This window comes from Nocardia rhizosphaerihabitans, assembly GCF_014646295.1.
Classification (GTDB): Bacteria; Actinomycetota; Actinomycetes; order Mycobacteriales; family Mycobacteriaceae; genus Nocardia; species Nocardia rhizosphaerihabitans.
The window spans coordinates 584,940-609,917 of record NZ_BMNE01000002.1; the positions used below are offsets into that span (position 1 = coordinate 584,940).

Consider the following 24,978-nt stretch of genomic DNA (forward strand, 5'->3'; position numbering starts at 1 on the left):
GGGAGCTCGGGTGGATCAGCGGGCGTCCATATTCCAGCGCAACCGGTCGCCGTCCGCGCGCAGGACGATCTTCGGCGGGAGCGGGAGTTCGTGGAACGGGGACTCGTTGGAGTCCATCTGATACCCGGCGGTATTCGGGTAGATCAGCAGATCGCCCACGCGGGCGCGGCGCGGCAGCGGGATCCGCCGCCCGCTCAGCAGGTCGGACTCCAGGCAGGTGGTGGCGCCGACACAGGTGGGTGTGGGATGGCCGGATCGTGGCGGCCACAGCACGGGATCGGGCAGGTATTCGCTGGCGAACCACTGCTCGGACAGGCTCAGGCTGGTGCCGTCGACGGTGAGGATGTCGTACGGTTCGCCCTGTGCGGTACGGGTTTTGACGCCTTGCACGCGGAACACGGAACTACCCGCCCGATCCAGCAGTGCACGGCCGGGTTCGACAGCGAGACGGATCCCGTTGTCGCGCAACAGGCCTGCCAGATCGTTGTGGGTGAGGACGGCGGACAGCATGTCCGCGCCGGGGACCGGGAAGTGGTACGGGTAGTAGCCGCCGGTGGGCGGGTCGGCGTGGAACCAGCTCTCGCTCAGGTCGTCCTGGAACCGCGCCCACGCGTCGGCATCGAGGTAGTCCACCCCGAACCCGCCGCCGATCGAGATCGTATCGGCCGGGTGGCCGTCTGCCCGCGCCCGCAAGCAGTGCCCGACCAGCGCGACAGCCAGTTCGGCACGGGCCATGGCGTCGTAGCCGGACAGGTGAAAGCTGAAGCCGGACAGCGTGATCGGGCCGTCGGCAGCCACGGTCTGCACAGCCTGCTCCAGCTCGACGGGGTCGAGACCGAAGCGGCTGGTCGAGCCGTCGGGCAGCACCCGCAGCAGAATCCGTGCAGGCAGGCCGAGTTCGGTGAGCCGATCGAGTTCGTCGAGCGCGTCGATCGCGATCAGCGCCCGGTGCCGCGCCGCCAACCACAACAGCTGGTCGGACTTCGCGGGCCCGGTCACCATCAGATCCTCGCCGCGCACACCCTGCGCCAGCGCCGCGACCAGCTCGCCGGTACTGGCGACATCGATGCCCGCCCCGTTCTCCGCACAGGCCCTGGCCACGCACGCGGCCTTGTTCGCCTTCTTCCCGAAGTACACGAACCCGTCGACGCCCGCCGCGAGGAAGGCCGCCTGGAATGCGGTGACATTCACCGCGACTCGCTCGGGAAACAGCACGTGGAAGGGCCCGCCGACAACCTCGGCGATATCGCCGAGCAGCTGGGGATCCTCGATCAGTCGCTGTTCTCCCGCGCTGATCCGAGCGGGCATCGGCGGCGCACAGTGCGTCGGCTCGGCCTCCCGGCGCAGGACGGCGGCGTCGGCGGGCCAACCACCGCCGCCGCCACCGGAACTCGCGTCCGTCAGTCCCACAACGGCACCTCGACACCCCGTCCCTCGGCGATGGCGCGGGCCGCCAGCGCGTGCGCGACCGCGATATCGGTGAGCACCAGCCCACTGTTGTAGACGAAGATCTTCTCGTCCTCGCTGCGCCGTGCGGGCGCGCTGCGGGTGAGGATCTGCGGCAGCTCGGCATCCACACTGCGCAGTGTGCCGTCGGGCCCGGCCATGTCGGTGCCGGTCAACGCCATCTGCGCGGCGCTGGTGGCGATTACCCGATCCGCCTCGACCAGCGTCGACGGCGCGAGCCCGTACCCGACCAGCACCGCCACCGAACCCGGTGCGAGATGGGCGGATTCGAGGGCGACCTCGGTACCGGGACCCGCGGTCGCCAGCACCACATCGGCGTTGGCCGCCGCCGCGTACGGGTCGTCGACCACCTCGAGCAGCGCGTGCGGCACCGCGTCGGCCAGCTGCGCGTGCACCGCCGCCAAACCCTCCGGATGCGTGCCGAACACCATCAGTTTGCGTAACTGCGGATTCACCGCCAGCAGATGCGGCAGGGCATTGCGGCCCTGGGTGCCGGTGCCGATGAGCAGGGCGCTCTCCGCCCCCCGCCGCACCGTCTCGCGAACCAGCAACGCCGACACCGCGGGCGTGCGTAAGGCGCCGACCCTGGCGCAGTCCATCATCGCGATGGGCGCGCCGGTGGTGTCGTCGTAGAGGGTGATGGTGGTGTAGTACCGCTTGGTGCTGCGGTCGTGGCCGGGATCGAACTTGTAGGAGGTCTTCATGGCCACCACCCGGCGCCTGCCGTCGCGGCCGAGCATCGCGTAGGACACCGAGGAACCGCCGGGGTCGGCGACGCTCAGCTTGCGCGGGTTGTCGGATTCGCCTGCCGCGAAGGCGAGATACGCCTCCTCGACGGCCCTGACCACCTCCGCCGGGGTGATCGGCACGTCGGCCAGGTCGCTGCGCGAGAGCACCCGCAGCGGGATGCTCCGGTCACGGTTGTTCAACGGATCCTCGTTCATCTGTCCTGCCCCGCTCTGCTGCCCGATCGGTGCTCGCCCGGAACGGCGCGACCACGTGTTGCCCATACCCATTCTCGGACGACTCCTGCGCGCGCCTGCGACGTTCGGGCAACCGGACATTGACGCGTTTGAGCCAGCGATCGGTGCCGTCGTAGCGGGCGCGGAATGGCACCCGGCCGTGGACGGCCACGTCGTTGTCCACCAGCAGGACCTCTCCCGGAGCCAGCGCGGGCGCGTGGCAGACCCGGGCGAGCTCGGCGGTGAGGCGGGAATAGGCCGCCCTGAATGCGGGGTCGGCATCCTCGAGCGGGGTGTAAGCGGGATCGTAACGCAGTGTGGGACTACCGGATTCGTCGAACCAGATGGTCGGCACGGCGGGTGCGGGCTGATCGAAACCGATGCCGTAGGACACGTCGGGCAGGATCGGCACCGTCGGCACGGCGAGCGTGCGCAGGTCCTCCTCGGTCAACCGCACCTGACCCACCGACGACACCGTGGTGGCGACCTGGTCGGGGTTGCGCAGACAGGTCAGCATCAGCAGGTTCGCGCGCGCGGCGTGGAAGGCGTCCTCGGTGTGCGGGCTGAGCAGGGTGGAGCTGCTGGCGCCGGACTGCTCGTCCTCGTGGCCGACGGCGGGCAGGATGTTGTTGACCAGCCTGCCGTTCTGCTGGCCCTGCCAGCCGAACGGCTCGCCGGCGCACCGCGCCAGCAGCAGCATCGCGATGTCGAGTTCGAGCGAGCCGGTGTGCCGGGGATCGGCCGCCGCGGTGGCCGCGGCCTGCCAATGTGCCGGTGTCGGGCCGAATTCGGCGTCGTCGACAGGCAGGCCGCGCACGACGGTGGCGCCCGCCGCGGTAGCGGGCGGGCGCACGGCATGGCGGACGGCGTCGGGGAGTTCGGCGGCGCGCTCGTGCACCTGGGCCAGCAGCACGGGATCGTGCAGGGTTTCGGTGTGAGGTGTGTCACCTAATTGATGTCGGATGTCGGTCGCGAGTGCGCGGACGGCCGAGGCGGCGTCAGGCGGTAGCTCGCGATGTTCGATGTCGTGCAGGTGAAGTGTCATACGTTCGGGCAGAACGCTTTTCACCGGCCTTCCCTTCTTCGCATCGGTCGAACGCGGGTGATCGGAGACTCGATGAGCGAAGGTAGTGCCTGTATTCTGATTAGGCAAGACTTACCTAATGTATCGGCCGAGAAATAGCCTGTTCATATAACTCTGTGTTCTACCTGAGGCGTCGGAACGGGCGACATCCGGGGGCGTCCGGGTCGACTGCGGTTCGATGTCGGTCGCGAGGAACCCCACCACTCGGCAAGTATTTTAGGCTAGCCTCGCCTAGTTTGCGACGTCAGGAAATCGGGCGTGGCGCACGCGGTTCGAGGGAGGCAACACGATGAGTTTCACCCGCAGGCAACTCCTGCAATCCGGGCTCGGCGTCACCGCGCTACTGCTGGTGGCCGCGTGCGCGAGCGAGGAGGGATCCGACGGACCCGCCAAGAAGGGCGGCACGCTGCGCGTCGGCGCGCTCGGCACCACCGCCCGCATCGAACGCGACCCGCACGCCAATCTCAGCAACGACAGCGACTTCCTGATCGCCTCGCTCGTCTACGACGCGCTCACCGTCCCCGGCGCCGACCCGAACGTCGCGCCGCGGCTGGCCTCGCGCTGGGAGCCCTCCGCCGACAATCGCCGCTGGACCTTCACCATCGCCGACGGCGCGAAGTTCCACAACGGCGCACCGGTCACCGCCGACGACGTGGTGTGGTCGATGCGCCGCCTGCGCTCGGTCGGCGGCGCGTCGAAGATGCCGGTGGCCGAGAACGATATCGCCGCCGACGGCCCGAACCGCGTCGTGTTCACCCTGGCCGCGCCCAATACCCAACTGCCACTGCTGCTTCGGCTCATGACCTTCACCGTGCCGCAGGGCACCACCGACTTCACCGCCGCGATCGGCACCGGTCCCTTCCGGCTCGAGTCCTACCAGGGCGGCAATGCCAGGCTGGTCCGCAACGAGCAGTGGCACGGCACCCCGCCGCTGCTCGACGCGATCGAGGTGACCATGTTCGACAGCGTCACCGCGCTCGGCAATGCCGCGCTCGGCGGCCAGATCGACCTCGCCTCCAATGTGGGCGCGATCGCCGGACGCACCGCGGCGGGCCGTGGCGACCTCCAGGTGGTCCGGCGCGCGAACGACACCATGCTCGGCGTGGCCATGCGCGTCGCCGACGGTCCGTTCGCCGACGCGCGGGTGCGCACCGCGCTGCGTCTCGGTGTCGACCGGACCGGGCTGATCAACCAGGTGCATTCCGGCTACGGCACCGTCGCCGCCGACATCCTCGGCACCGCCGACCCGCTCTACGACACCGCACTCGCGCGCCGCGACCGCGACATCGAGCGCGCCAAAACCCTGCTGCGCGAAGCGAATTTCGATACCGGCCGCCGCTATCCGTTCGTGACGAAGGCCGAGGTGCCCGGCGAGGTGGAATCGGCGAAGGTGATCGCCACCCAGCTCGCCGAGATCGGCGTCAGCCTGGACGTGCAGGTGATCGAACCCACCGCCTTCTACGACAAGACCTGGCTGAACGCGCCGCTGTACACGGTGTCGTGGGGAACCAACGATTCGGCGCTCTTCTACGCCGACAAGCTGATGACCTCCGGTTCCAACCGAAACGAAACCGCCTTCCGTGACCCGGAATTCGATGCCGCCACCGCCATGGCGCTGGCGTCCTCGGGCGAGGACTACATCAAGGCGGTCCGCGACATCCAGCGCATCCAGTTCGAGCGTGGCGGTTACCTGGTGTGGGGCATGGCCGACGGCATCGATATCGCCGCAGCGCCGGTACGTGGTCTGCCGACCCTCGGCGGCTTCGCCCGCGTCCAGCTGGAACGTGCCTGGCTGGCGTGATCGCCGTGAAAACCTTCGTCCTGCCCCTGCTCCGGCGGATCGCGCTGCTGCTGGCATTGCTGGCCATCGTCTTCGTGGCGGTGGACCTGCTGCCCGGCAGCGCGGCCCGCTCGGCGCTGGGCCGGGACGCGGAACAGGCCGAGCTCGCCGCGAAGGAGCACGAGCTCGGCCTCGACCGCGCATTGCCGGTGCAGTTCTGGCACTGGCTCTCCGGCGTGCTGACCGGTGACTTCGGGCAGACCGCGCGCGGAAACTCGATCGCCACATTGCTGGCCGACAAATTCCCGCAGACCTTGCTGCTCGGTGGGATCGCGCTACTGCTGACCGTCGTGGCCTCGCTGGTGCTCGGCTGCTGGTGGGCGGTGCGCCCGACCGCCCTCGGCGCGCGGATCTTGCAGCCCGCCACTACGGTCGCGGTCGCGGTGCCCGAGTTCGTCTGCGGCACACTGCTGATCCTGGTGTTCTCGCTGGCGACGGGCTGGCTGCCCGCGGTCACCATCACCGACCGCTCCGGTTTCCCCGCGGGCCCGGAGATGCTGATCCTGCCGGTGCTCGCCTTGGCGATACCGCAGATCGGCTGGAACGCCAGGGTGGTGCGCTCGGCGCTCCAGGATGTCGCCACCGCGCCGCATGTGGAAAGCGCTGTGCTGGACGGACTTCCGGTCCGCACTGTCTTGGTTCGGCACATGCTGCCCTTCGCCGCGCCCGCCATCGTCGCCGGCTACGCCACCACTGTCGGCATGCTCTTCGGCGGCGCGCTGGTGGTAGAGACCCTGTTCAACTATCCGGGAGTGGGTGCGGTGCTGGCCGGTTCGGTGGCCGACCGCGACACCGCGACGGTCGCCGCGGTCGTCGCCCTCACCGCCATCGTCATCATGGCCTTGCTCGCGGTAGCCGACTTCGTCCGGAACTGGGCATCGGGAGGTGCGCGATGAATGCTGTCGAGCGTCCCGAACAAGGTCAACACGCGGTGGTGGCGGGAGCTACTCGGCCGATGCCGCCACCACGGCGTGGTGATCGCCTGTCCAGGCGTGTCTGGTGGCGATGGTCGGCGGCGGCCGGGGTGGCGCTCGTCGTGCTTGTCGCGGTGGTGGGGCCTTTGGTCGCACCGCATCCGGCGGAGCGGGCGGTGGGGATGCCGTTCGCGTCGCCCGGTGGGGGAGCGGTGCTCGGGACCGATCGGCTCGGCCGGGATGTGCTGAGTCATCTGCTCACCGGCGGTGCCCAGCTGCTGCTGGTGTCGGCGGTGATCGCGGTGGCGGTGACCGTTCTGTCGGCGGTGCTCGGTGCGGTGGCCGCGGTCCGGCCGCGGGCGGGTTCGGTGATCGAACTCGGCGGCGATCTGGTGATCCTGCTGCCCGCGGTGCTCGGCATCCTGCTCGTCCTCACCGCGTGGCCACAGGGCGGAGTGTTCGCGCTGATCATGGTGTCGCTGCTGTTCGGCGTGCCCTATTGCGCCAGGATCTTCGCGGCCGCCGCGTCGGGCATCGCCACCAGCGGTTATGTCGAAGCGGCGATCGCCAGCGGAGAGTCCCTGTCCCACTTGGTCTTCCGGGAGATCCTGCCGAACCTGCGCTCGGTCTTCACCACCCAGCTCGGCCTGCGCTTCGTCGTCGCCGTCTACCTCGTCAGTACCGTCTCGTTTCTCGGGGTGTCCGTCCTCGACGAGCACAACTGGGCGAACATGGTGCGCGACAACGCCTCCGGCCTGCTGCTCAACCCGTGGGCGGTGCTTGTCCCGAGCGCGGCCATCGCGATCGTCGCGGTCGGGGTCAACCTGGTGGTCACCGGTGGCGCCGTGAAGAGCAGGCCAACGGTCGGTGGAGCCACCGACAGCCACGTCGCTCACCCGGACACTGATCCCCTCGCAGGTGACCCGATCGGCATCGGAGACCCTGATGTGGTCGATGCCGGAGATGCCGCCGTGGTCGATGGATTGACCGTGGTCGCCGAGTCCGGCGCGGTGCTGTTGGCGCCGTTGTCGTTCCGGTTGAAGGCGGGCACTGTCACCGCGCTGACCGGTCCGTCGGGTGCGGGCAAGTCGACCGCGATGCGGGCGCTGCTCGGCCATCTCCCCGCGGGCGCCAGGCAGGAAGGCGCGGTGCTGGTCGCCGGGCACGAGGTGTTCGCGCTGGATTCGAGTGCGCTGCGGACATTCCGGCGCACCCGGATCGCCTATGTCGGCCAGGACCCGGGCTCCGAACTGAATCCGCTGCTCCGGGTACGCGCCCTGCTCGCCGAAGCCGCGCCGACCGCGTCCGACGCCGACCGCCGCGCCGCCCTCGAACTTGTCGGCCTCGACGCCACCCATCTGCGCCGCCGCAGTGGTCGCCTCTCCGGTGGCCAGCAACGCCGCGTCGCCCTCGCCCGCGCCTTCCTCCGCCGACCCGAGGTCCTCGTCCTCGACGAGCCGCTCGCGGGCCTGCACGGCGCCCTGCGCACCGACATCGCCCGCCTCATCGCCGACCTCGCCCTGCGCGAGTCGACCGCGGTCCTCCTCTCCGGCCACGACACCACCACGATCCACGCCATCGCGGACACCGTGGTCGAGATCCACCCGCCCGGCGGAATGCCGGTGATCGACGAGGCTGGGTCGCCCGAGTCGGAGACTGCTCTCGAGTGCGTAGACAAAATCGCCGACGGCGGCGCGGAGGAACAGACTGGCGCTACCGAGGGCGCACGACCGGAAACTCGGACAGCTTCATCGCCGTCATGTGCCGACCGACCCGGCAGCGGAGCAGAGTTGGCGGTCAACGGAAACGGGCAGCCGGGCACGGCGCCGACGCCGCGGGCGAACGGTGCCGTCGGTCCTGACAGTGCGACGGTGCGGGGGAACGGAGCACGAGGAGCCCTCCGACGCGAACGAGAGGACGCCGCAGGCAGACCAGAGGCTGCGCCGCACCGAGGCAGCGCGACTGCCCTGCGCGTCAACGGAATCAGCGCCGTAGCCGACGGTCACTCGATCCTCGCCGACATCGATTTCACCGTGCGCGCGGGCGAAGCGCTGGCCGTGGTCGGCCCATCCGGCGCGGGGAAGACGACCCTTGCGCGGGTGATCGCAGGCCTGCACACCACCGGCTCGGGTTCGCTCGACCTACGGGGTGCCAGAATCCCGATCGGTCGTAAACGTCGAATCAAAGCCGGTATCAACGGCATCCAGCTGGTCACCCAGAACCCCCTGGCTGCACTGAATCCCCGCCGCACCGTCGAACAGACCCTCGCCCGCCCACTCCGCCGCATCGCCCGCGTACCGAAGAACCAGGTCCGCGCCCACATCGAATCCCTGCTCATCGCAGTCGAACTCCCCACCGAGCTCGCGACCCGCCATCCCCGCGAACTCTCCGGCGGCCAACGCCAGCGCGTCGCCCTGGCCAGAGCACTCGCCGCCGACCCCGCCGTCCTGATCTGCGACGAGATCACCACCGCCCTCGACACCGACACCGCCGCCGCGATCATGACCCTCCTAGACCACCTCCGCGCCGACCGCGGCACCACCGTCCTGCTGATCAGCCACGACATGGCCCTGGTCACCAGACACTGCACCGAACTCCTCGTCCTCGACCACGGCCGAGTAGTCGAATCCGGCACCCCGGCAACCGTTCTCGCCAGCCCGGCGCACCAGGCGACAGCGGACCTGATGGGCTGACACCTCGTGTCCTGTCTCGTGTACGCCCAATTCGCCCGCACGGTCGCCGAACCCAACCGCAACCTCGCCGCACTCTGAGAACTCGCTGTGAGAGGTGCCGCGGAGGCCCCAGACCTGGATGATGGGTTGAGTGTCTGTGCAGAAAGTCGGCGTCCTCGCCGCCGTGGCGATGACCGCGCTGCTCGCCGGGTGTAGTTCGCTCGCGTCGATCCCCGGCGACATGCCGCCGGGGCCGGGTGCCGCGCTGCCCGCGATCGATGTGGACGCGCCGGGTCGCGCGGCCGAGCAGTTACGCGGCTGGGCCGACGAGCAGTCGGGGGCGGTCGGCATCGAACCGGTCGCGCTGGAGGCCTACGGCTACGCGGCGGCGGTGCTCGCGCGGTCCAAGCCCGAATGCGGGATCGCCTGGACCACCATCGCCGGGATCGCGAGTGTGGAGAGCGGGCACGGCACTCATCGCGGCGCGGGCGTCGACGCCGACGGGACGGTGCGTCCGGCGATCATCGGCGTCGCCCTCGACGGCACCAAGGGCAATGCCGTCATCCGCGACACCGACGGCGGCAGCCTCGACGGCGACACCACCTACGACCGCGCGGTCGGCCCGTTGCAGTTCATCCCGGAGACCTGGCGCCGCTGGGCGGTCGACGCCAACGGCGACGGCGTGCTCGACCCGCAGAACATCGACGACGCCGCCCTCACCGCCGCCAGGTACCTGTGCACCCGCGGCGGCGACCTGACCTCGGCCGACGGCTGGCAGCGCGCCCTGTTCGCCTACAACCAGTCGAACAAGTACATGCGGGTCGTGCGGGACAGAGCCGCCACCTACAGCATCGGCCGGCGCGTGTAGTCGGCGCCGGCCCGGAGTGCCGGTTACTCGACGTCACGCCGAGGCGATAGGCTCGCACCCGCACGGACCAAGCCGTGAGACCTACCGTGCCTTCAGTCGTAAGGAGTCGTTTTCGTGGCCATCATCGAACAGGTCGGAGCGCGCGAGATTCTGGATTCGCGCGGCAATCCCACTGTCGAGGTCGAGATCGCCCTCGACGACGGCACCCTGACCAGGGCGGACGTTCCGTCCGGCGCGTCCACCGGTGAGCACGAGGCCGTCGAGCTGCGTGACGGTGGAGACCGCTACAACGGCAAGGGTGTCACCAAGGCCGTCGAGGGTGTCCTCGACGAGATCGCGCCCGCCATCATCGGCCTCGACGCCGTCGAGCAGCGCACCGTCGACCAGGTCCTGCTGGACCTGGACGGCACTCCCGACAAGTCCCGCCTCGGCGCGAACGCCCTGCTCGGCGTCTCGCTGGCCGTGGCCCGCGGTGCGGCCGAGTCCTCGGGCCTGGAGCTGTTCCGCTACCTGGGCGGCCCGAACGCCCACGTGCTGCCCGTGCCCATGATGAACATCCTCAACGGTGGCGCGCACGCCGACACCGGCGTCGATGTCCAGGAGTTCATGGTCGCCCCGATCGGCGCCCCCACTTTCCGTGAGGCGCTGCGCTGGGGCACCGAGGTGTACCACTCGCTCAAGGCCGTGCTCAAGGAGAAGGGCCTGTCCACCGGTCTCGGTGACGAGGGTGGCTTCGCCCCCGACGTCGCGGGCACCAAGGAAGCCCTCGACCTGATCAGCCTGGCTATCCAGCGGGCAGGCTACAAACTGGGCACCGATGTCGCGCTCGCGCTCGACGTGGCCGCCACCGAGTTCTACACCCCCGGCGAGGGCTACAAGTTCGAGGGCAAGGTGCGTAGCGCCGCCGAGATGGGCGAGTTCTACAGCGAACTGCTCACCCAGTACCCGCTGGTCTCCATCGAGGACCCGCTGTCGGAGGACGACTGGGACGGCTGGGTCGCGCTGACCGACTCGATCGGCGACAAGGTGCAGCTGGTCGGCGACGACCTGTTCGTCACCAACCCCGAGCGCCTCGAAGAGGGCATCGCCAAGGGCGCCGCCAACGCGCTGCTGGTGAAGGTCAACCAGATCGGCACCCTGACCGAGACCCTCGACGCCGTCGAGCTCGCGCACCGCAACGGCTACAAGACCATGATGTCGCACCGTTCGGGCGAGACCGAGGACACCACCATCGCCGACCTCGCGGTCGCCGTCGGTTCGGGCCAGATCAAGACCGGCGCCCCCGCGCGTTCCGAGCGGGTCGCCAAGTACAACCAGCTGCTGCGCATCGAGGACGCCCTCGGCGACTCGGCACGCTACGCGGGTGACGTGGCCTTCCCGCGTTTCACCGGCGAGTTCTGAGCACAGCAGTACCGCAGTACAGGTTGAGATGACGGGGCGGTAGCGAATGACCGAGCGACGTGCGCGTGGAACCAGTCCGGGTGGACGAGGCGACCGCCGCACGTCGCGGGCCGCACGCTCCCGCCCCAGTCATCTCGACGCCCCCGGCCGCCCCGCCGCGGCCAAACGCACCACCCGGCGCCGCCCCGAATCCGCCACCGGCGCGACCACGGGCAAGCGCAAGCCCAGCGGCAAGCTCGAGCGCAGCGAACACACCATCCTCGGTCTCTCGACCGGCAAGGCGGTGATCCTCGCTGCCGTGCTGTGCGGCCTGGCACTGACCCTGGCCGTGCCGACCCGCACCTACTTCAGTCAGCGCGCCGAAGCGGCCGCGCTGGCCCAGCAGCGGGCGGAACTGGACGCCGACCTGGCCGTCCTGCGTGATCGCCGGGCCCAGCAGCAGGATCCGGCCTACATCCGCTCCGAGGCCCGCGACCGGTTGCGCCTGGTGATGCCCGGCGAAACCCCCTACATCGTGCAGATTCCCGGCATCGAAGCACCGGCGCCGCCGCCGATGAGCACCCGAACAGCGGCGCCCGACCCCTGGTACACCGACCTGTGGCGCAGCATCTCCGAACCGGCCCCGGAAGGACCAAGGTGACCGCACCGAACGAGCGCGACCTCGAGATCATCGCCCAGCAGCTGGGCCGCGAGCCGCGCGGTGTGCTCGCCGTCGCCTACCGCACCCCCGACGGCCTGCCCGCCGTGGTGAAGACCGCGCCGCGCCTGCCCGATGGCACCCCGTTCCCCACCCTGTACTACCTGACCGACCCCCGGCTCACTGCCGAGGCGAGCAGGCAGGAGTCGGCCGGGGTGATGCGCGAGATGACCGAACGTCTCGCCGCCGACCCCGAGCTGGCCGCGGCCTACCGCGCCGCGCACGAGAGCTACCTGGCCGAACGCGACGAGATCGAGTCGCTCGGCACCGATTTCACCGGCGGTGGCATGCCCGACCGGGTCAAGTGCCTGCACGTGCTGATCGCGCATTCGCTGGCCAAGGGCCCCGGCGTCAACCCGTTCGGCGACGAGGCCGTGGCACTGGCGGCCGACGCCGGACTGCGCGGCACCGCGATCCCGGCCGACTGGCCCTCCGCCCGCAAGTCCGGCGAACCGGCATAATCGCGGACAGCACGCGGCGCCTGCACACCTCGCACGGCGCTCGGGCCGACCAGGAGGAACATCATGACTGAGCGCATCGCCGCGGTGGACTGCGGCACCAATTCGATCCGTCTGCTGATCGCCGAGGTCGGCGCCGACGGTGGTCTCACCGATGTGCACCGCGAGATGCGCATCGTGCGGCTCGGCCAAGGTGTCGACGCCACCGGCCGGCTCGCTCCCGAGGCGATCGAGCGGACGCGTGTCGCGCTGGCCGATTACGTCGATCTGATGCTGGCGCAGGATGTTTCGCGTGTCCGGATGGTCGCCACCTCGGCCACCCGCGACGCCGCCAATCGGGGCGACTTCTTCGAGATGACCCGCGCCGAACTCGGCCGGGTCGTCGACGGCGCCGTCGCCGAGGTGATCACCGGCGACGAAGAAGCACGGCTGTCGTTCGCGGGCGCGGTCGGCGAACTGTCCGCTGACGCAGGGCCTTTCGTCGTCGTCGACCTGGGCGGTGGCTCCACCGAACTGGTGGTCGGCGACGCCGAGGGTGTCCAGGCTGCCTACTCCGCCGACATCGGCTGCGTGCGGGTCACCGAGCGCTGCCTGCCCGGTAACCCGCCGACCGCCGAACAGGTCGACGCCGCACGGGAATTCGCGGAGAGCAAGCTCGACGAGGCTTTCGCCAAGGTTCCGGTCGACAAGGTGCACACCTGGGTCGGTGTCGCCGGCACGATGACCACCATCACCGCTGTGGCCCTCGACCTGCCCGAATACGACTCCACCCGCGTCCATCTCACCCGGCTGAGCCTGGCCGAGGTGCACGAGGTGTGCGACCGCCTGATCGGCATGGACCACGACCAGCGCGCCGCCCTCGGCCCGATGCACCCCGGCCGGGTCGACGTGATCGGCGGCGGCGCCGTCATCACCGAGGTGCTGGCCGACGAATTGGCCCGCCGCGCCGGTGTTTCCGAGCTGGTCGTGAGCGAGCACGACATCCTCGACGGCATCGCGATGTCGATCCTCGGCTGAGCGGCCCCGGCCTGCGAGCCAGGTCATTGCCGCCTGACACGACATCGCCGCGCACCGTGATGCTTTCGGTGCGCGGCGATCGAGGCGTTCAGGATCAGGGGAGTACCTGCGGGATGACCTCGGGCGCCACGGCGCCGACGGCCGCGCCGATGAGCGCGCCGATGAGGGCATTGGGCAGGCCGATCAGCCCGGTACACGCCAGGAACACGAGGACGGCCATGATCCCCGGCAAACACATGACCGCGGCGAACACCAGGCCGGCCCCGGCACCGAGGGCAGCGGCGTTCTGGACCGGGTCGGAGTTCTGCGCGGCCGGATTGGTGGCGACCGTCTTCAGTTCGGCCGCCGCGCCCTGGGACACCTGCGGCCTCGCCATGATCGTGCGCCCGTCGGCGGAGATCGCGGTTGTCACGGTGATGGTGTGGCCGCCTACCGTGCCGAAGCGGGTCGGCACCTGGGCGATCGGCCTGCCGGTCGCCGATTCGACCGTCAGCGTGCCGTCCTGGCCGAGGACGAAGCGTCCGTCGTCCAGGGTCGCCGAGACGGTCCGCAGATCCGGCGTCACCGCAGTGCTGTAGCCGATGCCCTCGGCATTGCCCACCGTGGACAGCCCCTGGGCGAACCGCGCCTGCTGATCGGTATCGACCTCGGCCGAGGCCACACCGGCGAACGTGACGGCCACCGCTACCGGCAGGACGGCGGCGAGCATCCGCCGCGCCACGCTGGAACTCGAGTTCTGGAACATATCGGAGAAGCTCCCTCTCCGAACTCACCCGAAGATTTCGATCCCCGGGAGAATCCGAAATTTCGTGGTCGATGAACACCCACTATTCGGACCGCCCGCTCCGTTGGATGGATATCCGTGCCCGCCCTATTCACACCGGGCGAGTCGCGAAGCCCTCACCGTGGGCCGGATCGGAGCGCGATGCCGGCGCGGGGCGATCCGCTCGGGCACGGTCACGGGCCCGAGCGCGGCAATCAGCTCCCGCCGCAGGTCCGGCCCGATCAGCCGTCGATCGCGATAGGTGAGCGCCCCTTCGAGCGCCCAGAGCATCTCCAGGTTCAGGCCTTTCACCTCGGCCGCGCGCAGCCGCCGGTAGGATTCGAGGGCGCCGAGTTCGGTGAGATCGTCCAGCGAATGCATATCGGCGTGCGCGAGCATTCGGGCGGCGGCGTGGCCGAGTTCGACGCCGCGTCCGTAGTATTCGCGAATTCGCAAGTGCGCGTCACCCCGAACGGATTCAGCCTCGCTCCATACGGCAGCACGCAAGTCGTCCGGCGGGCGTCCGCGGGGTGAGAACAAGCATTCCGCGCCGGCGAACGGTGTCACCCCGCGTTCTTCGATAGTGCTGCCGAGTTGCCCAGCGGTCAAACGCCCCAGGTTCCAGCGTTCGGTCCAGCCCGAAGGACCGCCGCCGCATACCGGTGCAGTTTCATCCCATCCCCGACGGACCGGGCATTACCCGGGCGCTGTCTCTTCATCCCGTCAAGAAGGCCACACCTCGCGGTGAGCACGCCATCGATTTTGGCGGCTATGCGGCGGGCGGCGCGAGGGTGTCGGCTTCGGCGCGCAACTCGGCCGCCTCGGTGGTTCGCTCCAGCTCCGACAATTGATCGGCCTGGCCCGGCAGTCTAGACATTTGGTGTCGTTTGTCTTACGTTGGAGTCATGAGTTCAACGACGTCTCATGCGGTTCGGTTCGAGCTTCGCTCCGGGGACACCTGGCGCGACCCCTGGTCCATGTATTCCGCACTGCGCGACCATGATCCGGTCCATCGGGTGATTCCCGCGGGGCAGGAAACCGGCGACTTCTACGTGCTGTCCCGCCACGCCGATGTGTGGGCCGCCGCCAGGGACCCCGAGACCTTCTCCTCCGCCTCGGGGCTGACCGTGGACTATGTCGACCTGGCGGCCGCCGGCTTCGGCGCGGTCAAGCCGTTCGTCTTCATGGACCCGCCCGAGCACACCGACTTCCGTCGCCGCGTGGCACCGGGATTCACACCGCGCCAGGTGAATTCGGTGGAGCCCGCGGTGCGCAGGTTCGTCGTCGACCGCATCGAGCAGCTGCGCGAGGCGGGCGGGGGCGACATCGTCGGGGAGCTGTTCAAGCCGCTGCCCACCATGGTGGTCGCGCACTATCTCGGGGTGCCGGAACAGGATCACGGCAAGTTCGACGAGTGGACCGAGAACATCGTCGGCGGCGCGGTCGCGGGAGCCGGCCTGGCCGCGGGCGACCAGAACGCCTTCACCGCGGTCGGTGAGCTGGTCGGCTACTTCACCGAGCTGATCGCCCGCCGCCGCGTCGAACCGGGCGACGACACCATTTCGCACCTGCTCGCCTCCGGTCTCGGCGAAGACGGCGACAACGAGGGCCTGATCGCGATCCTCGGCTTCGCGTTCACGATGATCACCGGCGGCAACGACACCACCACCGGCAACCTGGGTGGCGCGGTCCAGCTCCTCACCGCCGATCCGGACCAGCGCAGGCTGCTCATCGACGACCCGTCGCTCATCCCCGACTCCGTCGAGGAATTCCTCCGCATGACCTCCCCGGTGCAGGGCCTGGCCCGCACCACCACCCGCGATGTCGAACTGCACGACACCACCATCCCCGCGGGTCGGCGGGTGCTGCTGCTCTACGGCTCGGCCAACCGGGACGAGCGCGAATTCGGCCCTACCGCAGCCGAACTCGACATCCGACGCGACCCCAAGCGCATCCTCACCTTCAGCCACGGCCACCACCACTGCCTCGGCGCGGCCGCCGCCCGCATGCAGGCGCGCGTCGCGCTCGAGGAACTGCTCGCCCGCTGCCCCGACTTCACCGTCGACCTCGATGCGGTGCGCTGGTCGCAGGGCAACTACGTGCGCTGGCCCGTCTCCGTGCCGTTCCAGGCTGTGGGCGCATGAGTGGCGACTGGCTGGCCACCGACCGGGCCGATCTGGCCGCCGAGCGCATCCTCGACGCGGCCGCCGAACTGTTCGCCGAACACGGGGTGGCCGCGGTGGGGATGCGCGACATCGCCGCAGCGGCCGGGTGCTCCAGGGCGACCCTGTACCGCTACTTCGACAACCGCCACGCCGTGCGCATCGCCTTCGTGCACCGCGAGACCCGCCGCATCGTCGCCGACCTCGCCGAACAGGTCCGCGACATCGCCGACCCCGGCGAGCGCGTCGTCGCCGCGATGCTCGGCGCCATCGCGGCAGTCCGCGCCGACCCGCTGCTCATCGCCTGGTTCCGCCCCGGCGACTCCGGCACGGCGGGCCGCATCAGCCAGGACTCCGACGTCATCGAGTCCCTCGCCGCCGCCATGTTCGCCGACGCCGACCTCAGCGACCCTGAACGCAGCCGCCTGGCCCGCTGGCTGACCCGCATCATCGTCTCGTTCCTGGCCACCCCCGGCCGCGACGAGACCGACGAACGCGCCATGCTCCAAGAATTCGTAGCCCCGATCATCACCCGGACCGCCCCCACCTGGGCCGACCGCTGACCTGTCAAGATCCCGGTTGTGCCTTCAGGCCGGTGTGCTCGGTGCGTGGTTCCGGCATCGCGCACACCATGCCGTCGGCCATGCCGGTCGGCTGTACGCCCAGGGCTTGGTTGAGTCGTGCCCGCTGGTTCTCCCAGGAGATGGACGCGGCCAGTTCGGTCAGCTGCGCCTTCGACAGGTGCGTGAGCAGGGTGTCGCGCAACTCGTCGATCTCGACCGCCGGCGTCGTGGTCATCGCCTCGGCGAACGCGATCACCAGTTTCTCCAGCTCGGTATAGGCGTCGCTGGTCCGGTACCGGGGCAGATCGGTGATCTGTTGCCGGGTCAGCCCGGAGGTATGCGCCATCGCCGATCCGATGTCGAGACAGAACTGGCAGGCCACCATCCCCGCCGTCTTGAGCTCGGCCAGCTCTTTGAGCCGGGGATCGAGCTTGTTGCTGAACAGCAATGCTGTCTCATAAGTCAGGGTCGCGACCCCGATCTGCGGCCGCCGCCCGAGCCATCCGGCCAGATCGCCCCGATTGCGCCGGGCTTGCCCGACTACCTTGGCGTAGCCCCTGATTCGATTGACAACCCGCATCGATAACACCTCTTCGTGTCGACGATTCGCTTACCCCTCAACCTACGCCGGGCGGCCGCCGAACCCCAGTCGACTAGAACGTGTTCTATATTTGAGGCAAAGTTCCGGCGATCCCTCGGGAGTCCAGATATGTACCAGTGGTCCGACGAAGACCTGATGTTCCGCGATGCTGTGCGCGGCTTCATCGCCAAGGAGGTCACCCCGCACGTCGACCAGCTGGAGAGCGGCGCGCTGCCCCCGTTCGACATCATCCGCAAGCTCTACGCCACCTTCGGGCTGGACGAGATGGCGCGGGAAGGGCTCGAGAAGGCCATCGCGCGGGAAGAAGCGGGCACCACCGGGTCGGGCAAGTCGGGTGGCGGGTTCAGCGGTGCGGGCAGCATGGGCGTCATCCTCAACAGTGAGCTCGCCGGCGTCAGTCTGGGCCTGGTGGCCTCCATGGGTGTGAGCCTGGGCCTCACCGCGGGCACCATCCGCAGCCGCGGCACCCTGGCCCAGAAGAAGCGGTGGCTGCCCGAACTGGTCACCATGGCGAAGGTCGGTGCCTGGGCCATCACCGAACCCGATTCGGGGTCGGACGCGTTCGGCGGCATGAAGTCCTATGTCCGTCGGGATGGTGAGGATTACATCCTCAACGGCCGCAAGACGTTCATCACCAACGGTCCGTATGCCGACGTCACCGTCGTCTACGCCAAGCTGGACGAAGAGGACGGCACCGACCGCCGCGACCGCAAGGTGCTGACCTTCGTCCTGGACAAGGGCATGCCCGGTTTCGTCCAGAGCCCCGCGTTCAAGAAGATGGGCATGAACTCCTCGCCCACCGGCGAACTGTTCTTCGAGAATGTCCGTATCACCCCCGACCGTTTGCTCGGCGAAACCGAGAACCCGGCCAAGGGCGACGGAAAAGACAGCGCCAAGGAATCTTTCGCGGCCGAACGCATCGGCATCGCCTCACTGGCGCTCGGCATCATCAACGAATGCCACCGCCTGTGTATCGATTACGCCAAGTCGCGCAAGTTGTGGGGCAAGGAGATCGCGCAGTTCCAGCTCATCCAGCTCAAGCTGGCCGAGATGGAGATCGCCCGGATCAATGTGCAGAACATGGTCTTCAACGCCATCGAGCGCACCGCCGCGGGTGACAAGGTCACCCTCGCCGAGGCCTCGGCGATGAAGCTCTACTCCTCCCGCGCCGCCACCGAGGTGGCGATGGAGGCCGTCCAGCTGTTCGGCGGCAACGGCTACATGGCCGAATACAAGGTCGAACAACTCGCCCGCGACGCCAAGTCCCTGATGATCTACGCGGGCAGCAACGAAATCCAGGTCACCCACATCGCGAAGGGGCTGATCGCCGGGTAGTCATCTTCAGCGGTTCGAGCAGGTAGTCCGCTCGTATACTACGAAGATGCGAATCCGCCGGGATGCCGTGATCGGCGCCGTCGTCGTGGTCGCTGCTGCGGTCGTCGCGCTCGCGCCCTCGGCTTCGGCCACGCCGTCCTCCGGCGTGACCGTCGAACCGCTGGCGCAGGTCGACGTGAGCGCATTCAGCCCCTTCTCCTCGTTGCCGAGCAAGTTCACCTTCCGGCGCATCACCATCGCACCCGGGGGATCACTCGGCTGGCACTACCACGACAGCAATGTCTTCGCGGTGGTCACCGCAGGTCAGGTGACGCGCTACGAGGCGGACTGCGTGCCGACCACGTACTCCGCGGGCCAGGGTTTGTCCGAGACTGTCGGCCCTGACCACGTCCATACCGGAAGCAACGTCGGCAACGAGCCGGCCGAGCTGTATGTCGCGTACGTCAACCGCGCGAACGAACCGCTCTTCGTGGACGCACCCGCCCCGGACTGTTCGTAGTACTCAGCCGCCGAGACAGGCGCCGGCGCCACCCGCGGCGAACGTTTCCGCGCTGCAATAGGCGGCCTTCGGGTAATACGGCCCCATCGTGGTGGCCGGGTCGCTGCCGGAGTCCTGGGACGCCTGGATCGAAGAAGGATAGAACTCCGCGCTCGGGGTCATGTTCCGCAGGAACAGCACCTTGTCCACGTCGGTGCTGCCCCAGGGAATCACCGTCACGCCCGGGTCGTGGCTCGCAGGCAGGTCGGCGGGCTCGGCGACCACATAGGTGTAGTAGCCGGACTCGTCGAACGCGGTCTGGAAGTCGGCTGCGCAGGCGACAACGGGATAGGGCGAGCGCAGATCGTTCTGACACATCGACCAGTACCGCACCTGGCTCGGATCGGTCGGCGATTGTCCCGCCCTGGTATCCGGGAAGGTCGGCGCCTTGCCCCGCACCACCAGCAGCCGCCCCGGCTGATAGCTGATGCGCGTCCCGATGTACTTGTTGTCGCCGTTCGGAAACAGCCCGGAGGTACTCGCCGGATTACCGAACGTCGCCTCGGGCGCGTTCCCAGGAAACGCGCCCGAGGCCGCCGCGGCGATCGCCCGATCGAAGGCGGCCTTGGCGACATCGGCGACCGGGCCGGTGTACGCGGCCGGATCGAAGGGCTGCGCGCACGGCTGGCTCGGCACCTCGGCGCCCGCGATCGAGAGCTTCACCTCCGGCAGCGCAACGCCGCCACTGACCGAGCCCGGGTCGGTCGGAACATAGACACGCACGATGACGAACCCGATCGGCGTGCCCTGCCCACTCGCGACAGCCTGCAACTCGTTCCGGCTGTGATCGGCAGGCCCGTTGACCAACCTGGCATGCCAACGCTGTCGCGCCGCAGGCAACGACGCGGCGGAGGCGTCGACGAACGGATTGGCACTACCCGCGTCGGGTGCAATCTGGTTGTCCCGCAACGTGTCCACCGTGTCGAGATCGGTCCCGTAGGTGTTCAGCGAGAAATACCGCGCGGCCGGATAGGTACCGGACAACTCGATCGAGTCCCCCGGCCCCAAGGCGTAGGGCATCATCCAATACGTCGAGTTCGCATCGGGGAACGCCACATTCAGCACCGTGCTGTTGGACATGAACCGCCACGCACACAGCGGCGAATCCGGCGGATCCGCGGCGACGGGCCCGGCGAACCCCACCGCTATGGCCAGCACACAACCTAGGCGGACGATCAATGCCACCACCGAATGCACGATGATCCCTTCGCTGCGTCAGAGCTGTCGAAGAATCCACGCGTCCACGCCACCGCGGGCCGTCTCCCGCAGTACCATAGCGCCCCCACTGGGACTCGAACCCAGACCGCGCGGTTTTCGGTTCGGGACCTTTCGGTCTTCACGCTCAGTCCCGACAGATCACGAAAATGCATCTACCTATTGAGATAGAACGCATTGGTCGCGGACTGGAACAGTCTCGCGCGTCTCAACAGTGCCGATCCGAGCCAGTCGAGGTGCCCATGGACGCTGGCCTCGGACCGCAAGTAGCGGCGCTCGTCGTCCGCCACGCGGGGCTCGTCCCACAACGGCTGCAGGGACGCGTCCTCCATCAGGATCCGTGATAGACCCGGAATTCCTGTGACGGATGACCCGTCGGCTTCGGCGAACGGTGCGAGACATGAGAAGGCGCGTTCAGCTGCGTTGTATGTCTCGTCGAACGCGGCGGCGTAGGCATCGAGGTGAATCGTCACAGAGCCATCCGGCTGCGGTCGAACTCGGGTGATCGTGAACGGGTGTTTGGTCCACAGCCGGATGTCGGCCAGCGCCGTGAAGATCCGGGACTCCAAAGGACCACCGCGCGGCGTGTTCTCGTCTTGCCGAGCGGTGGCCAGAGACGTCCCGAGATGCCCGAATCTGCACAGTGCGCGCGGTGGTGGCGTCTACCGGCGGTCTTCCTGCGTGAGTGGGGTCGGGGGCCCGGAAGACTGGGCTGTTCGGCGATGATCGCGTAGCCGACATACCGAACGTCATCGGCACCACCGAAGGCCAGAAGGTTCTACTACGGCATGCTCGTCTCGGTTCTGAGCCGCCGCGACGCCGACGATGCCCGCGACTTCACCGAACAGGTCCGCACGACCCCGATCCCACCGGTCGACTGATCGTATATCTCTGTGACGTGCGCCCCGCCTGACGTTCGGTGACCATTCACTGACCGGTAGGGGCCGGTCTCGCTGGTGCCCGGTTCGAAGTGACCAGAAGCGGTCGATGGTGCGGACGCTTCGCTCAATTCATCCCCTGTGGGTGATGTTTCTCCCGGTGCCGACACCGACGATGGAAGCGGCCGACCCTCACCGGATCATCTGCAATGGAGGCGTAATGAGCGTGTTGTCCAGCGATCTGCGAACCTTGAGCTACGAGGCGTATGTCTACCTGTACTCGCTGGTGACGATGGATGTCACTCGCCGTCAGCAGACGAACTCCCCGGCCGGTTCAACCCCGGGCTTCGGACCGCCGAACCAGTTCCATCACATGCGCGAATTGCCTGACGTCGATTTCCGCGCGGTCGTACGCCCGAACTTCGACACGCTGTACTCGTCGGCGTGGCTGGACCTCACCGACGGTCCGGTCCAGATTCATATTCCCGACAGTCGCGGCCGGTATTACATGATGCCGATGCTTGACGCCTGGACGGATGCGTTCGCCACACCTGGTAAGCGAACAACCGGCACCGAGGCCCAGGACTATGTCGTCGCCGGGCCGAGCTATCGCGGACAGTTACCCACCGGCATCCCGGTGATTCAGGCGCCGACCCCGATCGTGTGGGTGATCGGGCGAACTCAGGCGAACGGCCCCGACGACTACGCATCGGTCAACGAGTTCCAGGCCGGACTACAGATCACCGAACTCGGCGACCGGCCGCCATTCACGCCCGATCCGGCCCTGGTCAGCGAGATCGAACCGCTCCGCAGGGTCAACGAGATGACCCCGACGGAGTTCTTCAGCCACGCTGCCACCGTATTGAAGACGATCCCCGCTCACCCGACCGACTTCTCCATCCTCGCCCGCATCTCGTTGCTCGGTATCGTTGTCGGCCAGGACTTCGACGCGAAACGGTTCTCCGCCGCCGAACTCGCCGAGATCGACGCGGGCGTCAGTGCGGCGCGCGCCGACCTCCTCGACGCGCGAACCACGATGATCCCGCCCACCGACGGCTGGATGAGCATCCTGTCCACCATCGGCGTCTACGGCAACGACTACTTCCGCAGGTCTGCGATCACCCTGGTCGGGCTCGGTGCCAATACCGCCGAGGACGCGATCTACCCGCTGCTGGTTCGTGACGCCGCGGGCAACCCGCTAGTCGGCGACGACGACTATGTGCTCCACTTCGACGCCGGGAAACTGCCGCCGGTCGGGGCGTTCTGGTCGGTCACGATGTATGACCTGGAGGGCTTCCAGATCGCCAACGAACTCGACCGCTACGCCCTCGGCGACCGCGATCGGCTGAACTACAACTCCGACGGATCGCTCGACATCTACATCTCGCACAAGAACCCGGGCCCGGACCGCGAACCGAACTGGCTGCCCGCGCCGACCGGTCCGATGGGCATCACCCTGCGCCTCTACGCGCCCGACGCCGAAGCCCTTGACGGAACCTGGACCCCGCCGCCGGTCCACAAAACGTCATGACGGCAACTTCACAGGAATGGCGAACTCGACGGCCGCCGCGCTGGTACCGGCCACGAACTGGTGCAACCGAATTCGCTCGACGGACGCCGGGCTCGGGTTGATCAGGGTGACTTCGATATCGCCGCGTGCCTGTAGGCGATTGGCTGCCACCGCGCCCGCGTTCATAGTCCGGCCGCTGGTGGGTCATCTCGCCATTCGGCCGGTCACGTCGGCGTTCGTCGGTCAGCTGGAGCCGCTGGGCAGCAGTCCGGCCGAGCCGCTGCCGAGCTGGGCGTCTCCGGTGATCTCGACGACGAGGGTCTTCGTGGAGGAGCCCTGGGTGGCCACGATCGTGTATGTCCCCTTGGCCGGTGGGCGCCAGGTGCCGCGGATCGCGCTGCGCTGTCGGTCCGGATAGTCCAGGCGTTCGGGCGAACTGAGCTCGCGGCCATTGATCGTCACGGTGGCGGGCAGTGCGTAGTCGGAGCCGAACATCCGGGCCATGACGCTACAGTTGGCGCCCACATAATCGCAGGCGACGGGCATTTCGCTGTTTCCCCAGGCGGAAATGGTGATGTCCTCCACCTCCGCCGAGGCCGCGGGAGCCAGGGTGGCTGGGATCAGTGCGCCCGCCGCCAGGGCGATCAATGCTGCGATTCGCATGGGTTCGGTGGTCCTTCCGTGGGCGAGGTCAGCCCCGGCGCTCGTCCCCGGAACCGCGTGAAGCGGTAGCGTTCCACGATTTTCGAAGGGCCGGTACCCCGAAAACCCAGGGCTTGACCCTGGGTTCCCGGACCCGGGCGGTACCCGATCCGCGTCAGCGGACGCACCTGGATTCGATCAGTGCGACCGTTGCGGCGGGATCGTCGACCTCGACGATCAGCCGGGCGTAGCGCTCGTCAGTGAGCTCGATCACCACGGCCTTCGCGCCGTCGCGAACGTCCCAGAACACACGCTCCCCGTCGATGTGGAACGTCCCCGCTGTGATGACACCCGGCAGATGGGTACCCGGAGCGCGGATGCCCTTACGCTCCTTGACAATCCCCGGATCGATGGTTGCGCCGCGCACATTGGCCAAGGGAATCGACAGGTGGCTCTTCAGTGCCCACAGCTTGTCCAGGCCTTCCATGCGAACGATCAAGTTGCTTCCGTCGATGACGACCTCAGCCACGGTTTCCTCCTGTTGTGATGCTCATCGGCTCGATTCGGATCGTCGGCACCACTGATCGACGATCTCCGATACTGGATCTCCCGCACGGGCACGCAGTCGCAGCCCGAGCAGCATCGTTGCGGGCAACGCACCCCCGGAGGCGCTGGCGGCAGCATCCAATTCGGCAAAGGCGCCGCGAACCTCGGCACTGACCTCGGGATCGACCGCCGCCTGTTCGATGGCCGCCATCAGCAGCAGATCGAGGTCGATGATCTGCTCGGAGAGCACCGTTGTGCGTAGGACCTCGAGCGGCTCCTCGGCGACGGCCAGTGCGTGAACGTTCTTCGCTCGCGCACGCCGCAGCGCCCGCAGATACAACCCCCGCTTGCTGCCGAAGGTTCGGTACAGACTGTGCCGGTGTACACCGAGCTCGCCGACGAGGTCGTCGATCGACACCGCGTCGAACCCGCTCCGCGCGAACAGTTTCGTCGCCGCCTCGACGGCCGCCTCTTCGTCAAATGTCCTCGGTCGCGCCATATCTCGACATTAACCGTTTGGGAACGGTTGGTCAAGAATGGTCATTCCCAAATGTTTCGGGCGGTAGCAGTGGCCGACCAGGCGGCCTAGGAGCTCGGCGTCACTCAACGGCAGGTGTTCGCTTTGGCGTACATGTACGACCTTGCGCGGCGTGCTGGAGCGTGCTGTGTTCCGCGTTGTGAAGGTGGCCGGGGTGACCTGGCACCTTGGTGCCCCCACTGGGACTCGAACCCAGACTGCGCGGATTTTAAGTCCGCTGCCTCTGCCAATTGGGCTATAGGGGCGTCCCGGACAGCCTAGCGACTCGTACGGGTGTACCGGAATCTTGTCGGTGGACAAGGTCGGC

Annotated in this window: 25 protein-coding genes and 1 tRNA gene; 13 read left to right on the forward strand and 13 right to left on the reverse strand. The window is 68.3% G+C overall.

All coding sequences use genetic code 11. From position 1 onward, the window contains the following. Positions 1 to 15: 15 nt before the first annotated feature. From IEY60_RS09070 to IEY60_RS09080, 3 genes are read right to left on the reverse strand one after another with little or no spacing between them, the layout of a single operon-like run. A complete protein-coding gene (locus IEY60_RS09070; RefSeq protein ID WP_229739663.1) occupies positions 16 to 1,410 on the reverse strand; it encodes an alanine racemase in 1,395 nt (464 codons plus the stop codon). Further along, on the reverse strand, positions 1,401 to 2,411 hold the full coding sequence (locus IEY60_RS09075) for an ornithine cyclodeaminase family protein (protein WP_189026039.1): 1,011 nt from the start codon (positions 2,409 to 2,411) through the stop codon (positions 1,401 to 1,403). The genes IEY60_RS09070 and IEY60_RS09075 overlap by 10 nt, the downstream gene beginning before the upstream one ends. Continuing rightward, positions 2,383 to 3,498 (reverse strand): TauD/TfdA family dioxygenase, encoded by a 1,116-nt coding sequence (locus tag IEY60_RS09080; RefSeq protein WP_229739664.1) that lies wholly within the window; start codon positions 3,496 to 3,498, stop codon positions 2,383 to 2,385. The genes IEY60_RS09075 and IEY60_RS09080 overlap by 29 nt, the downstream gene beginning before the upstream one ends. A gap of 304 nt (positions 3,499 to 3,802) precedes the next feature. On the opposite strand from IEY60_RS09080, the gene IEY60_RS09085 reads away from it, so the two are divergent. The 8 genes from IEY60_RS09085 (at position 3,803) to IEY60_RS09130 (ending at position 13,380) form a co-directional block, all read left to right on the forward strand. Next, positions 3,803 to 5,314, forward strand: coding sequence for an ABC transporter substrate-binding protein (locus IEY60_RS09085; protein ID WP_189026041.1), 1,512 nt, complete (start codon positions 3,803 to 3,805; stop codon positions 5,312 to 5,314). Then, entirely contained in the window at positions 5,311 to 6,249 is a 939-nt protein-coding gene (locus tag IEY60_RS09090) for an ABC transporter permease (RefSeq protein WP_189026044.1), read from the forward strand. The genes IEY60_RS09085 and IEY60_RS09090 overlap by 4 nt, the downstream gene beginning before the upstream one ends. After that, positions 6,246 to 8,960 (forward strand): ABC transporter ATP-binding protein/permease, encoded by a 2,715-nt coding sequence (locus tag IEY60_RS35600; protein ID WP_229739665.1) that lies wholly within the window; start codon positions 6,246 to 6,248, stop codon positions 8,958 to 8,960. The genes IEY60_RS09090 and IEY60_RS35600 overlap by 4 nt, the downstream gene beginning before the upstream one ends. A 169-nt stretch (positions 8,961 to 9,129) precedes the next feature. After that, complete coding sequence (locus IEY60_RS09110; RefSeq protein ID WP_229739757.1) at positions 9,130 to 9,807, forward strand: lytic transglycosylase domain-containing protein; 678 nt, start codon at positions 9,130 to 9,132, stop codon at positions 9,805 to 9,807. Between the two features lie 114 nt (positions 9,808 to 9,921). Further along, a complete protein-coding gene (eno, locus tag IEY60_RS09115; protein WP_189026046.1) occupies positions 9,922 to 11,208 on the forward strand; it encodes a phosphopyruvate hydratase in 1,287 nt (428 codons plus the stop codon). Positions 11,209 to 11,254: 46 nt separating this feature from the next. Further along, positions 11,255 to 11,848 (forward strand): FtsB family cell division protein, encoded by a 594-nt coding sequence (locus IEY60_RS09120; protein WP_189026048.1) that lies wholly within the window; start codon positions 11,255 to 11,257, stop codon positions 11,846 to 11,848. Then, on the forward strand, positions 11,845 to 12,366 hold the full coding sequence (locus IEY60_RS09125; protein WP_189026050.1) for a DUF501 domain-containing protein: 522 nt from the start codon (positions 11,845 to 11,847) through the stop codon (positions 12,364 to 12,366). Before IEY60_RS09120 ends, IEY60_RS09125 begins: the two co-directional genes overlap by 4 nt. Positions 12,367 to 12,429: 63 nt before the next feature. Further along, positions 12,430 to 13,380 (forward strand): Ppx/GppA phosphatase family protein, encoded by a 951-nt coding sequence (locus IEY60_RS09130; RefSeq protein ID WP_229739666.1) that lies wholly within the window; start codon positions 12,430 to 12,432, stop codon positions 13,378 to 13,380. A gap of 94 nt (positions 13,381 to 13,474) precedes the next feature. On the opposite strand, the gene IEY60_RS09135 is transcribed toward IEY60_RS09130, so the two are convergent. Both IEY60_RS09135 and IEY60_RS09140 read right to left on the reverse strand, forming a co-directional pair. Continuing rightward, the gene (locus tag IEY60_RS09135) at positions 13,475 to 14,125 is read right to left on the reverse strand and encodes a DUF8020 domain-containing protein (protein ID WP_189026052.1); all 651 of its coding nucleotides are present in this window, start codon (positions 14,123 to 14,125) and stop codon (positions 13,475 to 13,477) included. A 126-nt stretch (positions 14,126 to 14,251) separates the two neighbouring features. After that, positions 14,252 to 14,752 carry a TfoX/Sxy family DNA transformation protein gene (locus tag IEY60_RS09140; RefSeq protein ID WP_189026054.1) on the reverse strand — a complete coding sequence of 167 codons (501 nt, stop codon included), beginning with the start codon at positions 14,750 to 14,752 and terminating at the stop codon, positions 14,252 to 14,254. Between the two features lie 296 nt (positions 14,753 to 15,048). On the opposite strand from IEY60_RS09140, the gene IEY60_RS09145 reads away from it, so the two are divergent. After that, positions 15,049 to 16,287, forward strand: coding sequence for a cytochrome P450 (locus tag IEY60_RS09145; RefSeq protein WP_189026056.1), 1,239 nt, complete (start codon positions 15,049 to 15,051; stop codon positions 16,285 to 16,287). Further along, a complete protein-coding gene (locus tag IEY60_RS09150) occupies positions 16,284 to 16,868 on the forward strand; it encodes a TetR/AcrR family transcriptional regulator (RefSeq protein ID WP_189026058.1) in 585 nt (194 codons plus the stop codon). The genes IEY60_RS09145 and IEY60_RS09150 overlap by 4 nt, the downstream gene beginning before the upstream one ends. A 4-nt stretch (positions 16,869 to 16,872) precedes the next feature. Here IEY60_RS09150 and IEY60_RS09155 read toward each other — a convergent pair whose 3' ends face one another. Then, positions 16,873 to 17,448, reverse strand: coding sequence for a carboxymuconolactone decarboxylase family protein (locus IEY60_RS09155; protein WP_189026060.1), 576 nt, complete (start codon positions 17,446 to 17,448; stop codon positions 16,873 to 16,875). Positions 17,449 to 17,577: 129 nt separating this feature from the next. Here IEY60_RS09155 and IEY60_RS09160 point away from each other — a divergent pair, with 129 nt between their 5' ends. Together IEY60_RS09160 and IEY60_RS09165 are read left to right on the forward strand one after the other, a co-directional pair. Next, positions 17,578 to 18,804: an acyl-CoA dehydrogenase family protein gene (locus IEY60_RS09160; RefSeq protein WP_189026062.1), complete on the forward strand. Its 1,227-nt coding sequence runs from the start codon at positions 17,578 to 17,580 to the stop codon at positions 18,802 to 18,804. Between the two features lie 46 nt (positions 18,805 to 18,850). Continuing rightward, positions 18,851 to 19,303 carry a cupin domain-containing protein gene (locus IEY60_RS09165; protein WP_189026064.1) on the forward strand — a complete coding sequence of 151 codons (453 nt, stop codon included), beginning with the start codon at positions 18,851 to 18,853 and terminating at the stop codon, positions 19,301 to 19,303. 3 nt (positions 19,304 to 19,306) lie between these two features. Here IEY60_RS09165 and IEY60_RS09170 read toward each other — a convergent pair whose 3' ends face one another. Both IEY60_RS09170 and IEY60_RS09175 read right to left on the reverse strand, forming a co-directional pair. After that, positions 19,307 to 20,530, reverse strand: a complete 1,224-nt coding sequence (locus IEY60_RS09170; protein ID WP_373291684.1) for a hypothetical protein — start codon at positions 20,528 to 20,530, stop codon at positions 19,307 to 19,309. A gap of 182 nt (positions 20,531 to 20,712) precedes the next feature. Further along, positions 20,713 to 21,126 (reverse strand): hypothetical protein, encoded by a 414-nt coding sequence (locus IEY60_RS09175; protein WP_189026067.1) that lies wholly within the window; start codon positions 21,124 to 21,126, stop codon positions 20,713 to 20,715. A gap of 529 nt (positions 21,127 to 21,655) precedes the next feature. On the opposite strand from IEY60_RS09175, the gene IEY60_RS09180 reads away from it, so the two are divergent. After that, a complete protein-coding gene (locus tag IEY60_RS09180) occupies positions 21,656 to 22,966 on the forward strand; it encodes a DUF1254 domain-containing protein (protein WP_189026069.1) in 1,311 nt (436 codons plus the stop codon). Here the strand turns inward: IEY60_RS09180 and IEY60_RS09185 are convergent. The 5 genes from IEY60_RS09185 to IEY60_RS09205 all read right to left on the reverse strand — a co-directional run bounded on the left by IEY60_RS09185 (position 22,961) and on the right by IEY60_RS09205 (position 24,916). After that, the gene (locus tag IEY60_RS09185) at positions 22,961 to 23,131 is read right to left on the reverse strand and encodes a hypothetical protein (protein ID WP_189026071.1); all 171 of its coding nucleotides are present in this window, start codon (positions 23,129 to 23,131) and stop codon (positions 22,961 to 22,963) included. The two genes, IEY60_RS09180 and IEY60_RS09185, sit on opposite strands and share 6 nt — an antisense overlap. 57 nt (positions 23,132 to 23,188) lie before the next feature. Beyond that, on the reverse strand, positions 23,189 to 23,608 hold the full coding sequence (locus IEY60_RS09190) for a hypothetical protein (RefSeq protein ID WP_189026073.1): 420 nt from the start codon (positions 23,606 to 23,608) through the stop codon (positions 23,189 to 23,191). A 154-nt stretch (positions 23,609 to 23,762) separates the two neighbouring features. Beyond that, the gene (locus tag IEY60_RS09195; protein WP_189026075.1) at positions 23,763 to 24,116 is read right to left on the reverse strand and encodes a hypothetical protein; all 354 of its coding nucleotides are present in this window, start codon (positions 24,114 to 24,116) and stop codon (positions 23,763 to 23,765) included. 21 nt (positions 24,117 to 24,137) lie between these two features. Continuing rightward, on the reverse strand, positions 24,138 to 24,632 hold the full coding sequence (locus tag IEY60_RS09200; protein ID WP_189026077.1) for a TetR/AcrR family transcriptional regulator: 495 nt from the start codon (positions 24,630 to 24,632) through the stop codon (positions 24,138 to 24,140). 207 nt (positions 24,633 to 24,839) lie between these two features. After that, positions 24,840 to 24,916, reverse strand: a tRNA-Leu gene (locus IEY60_RS09205). Between the last annotated feature and the right edge of the window lie 62 nt (positions 24,917 to 24,978).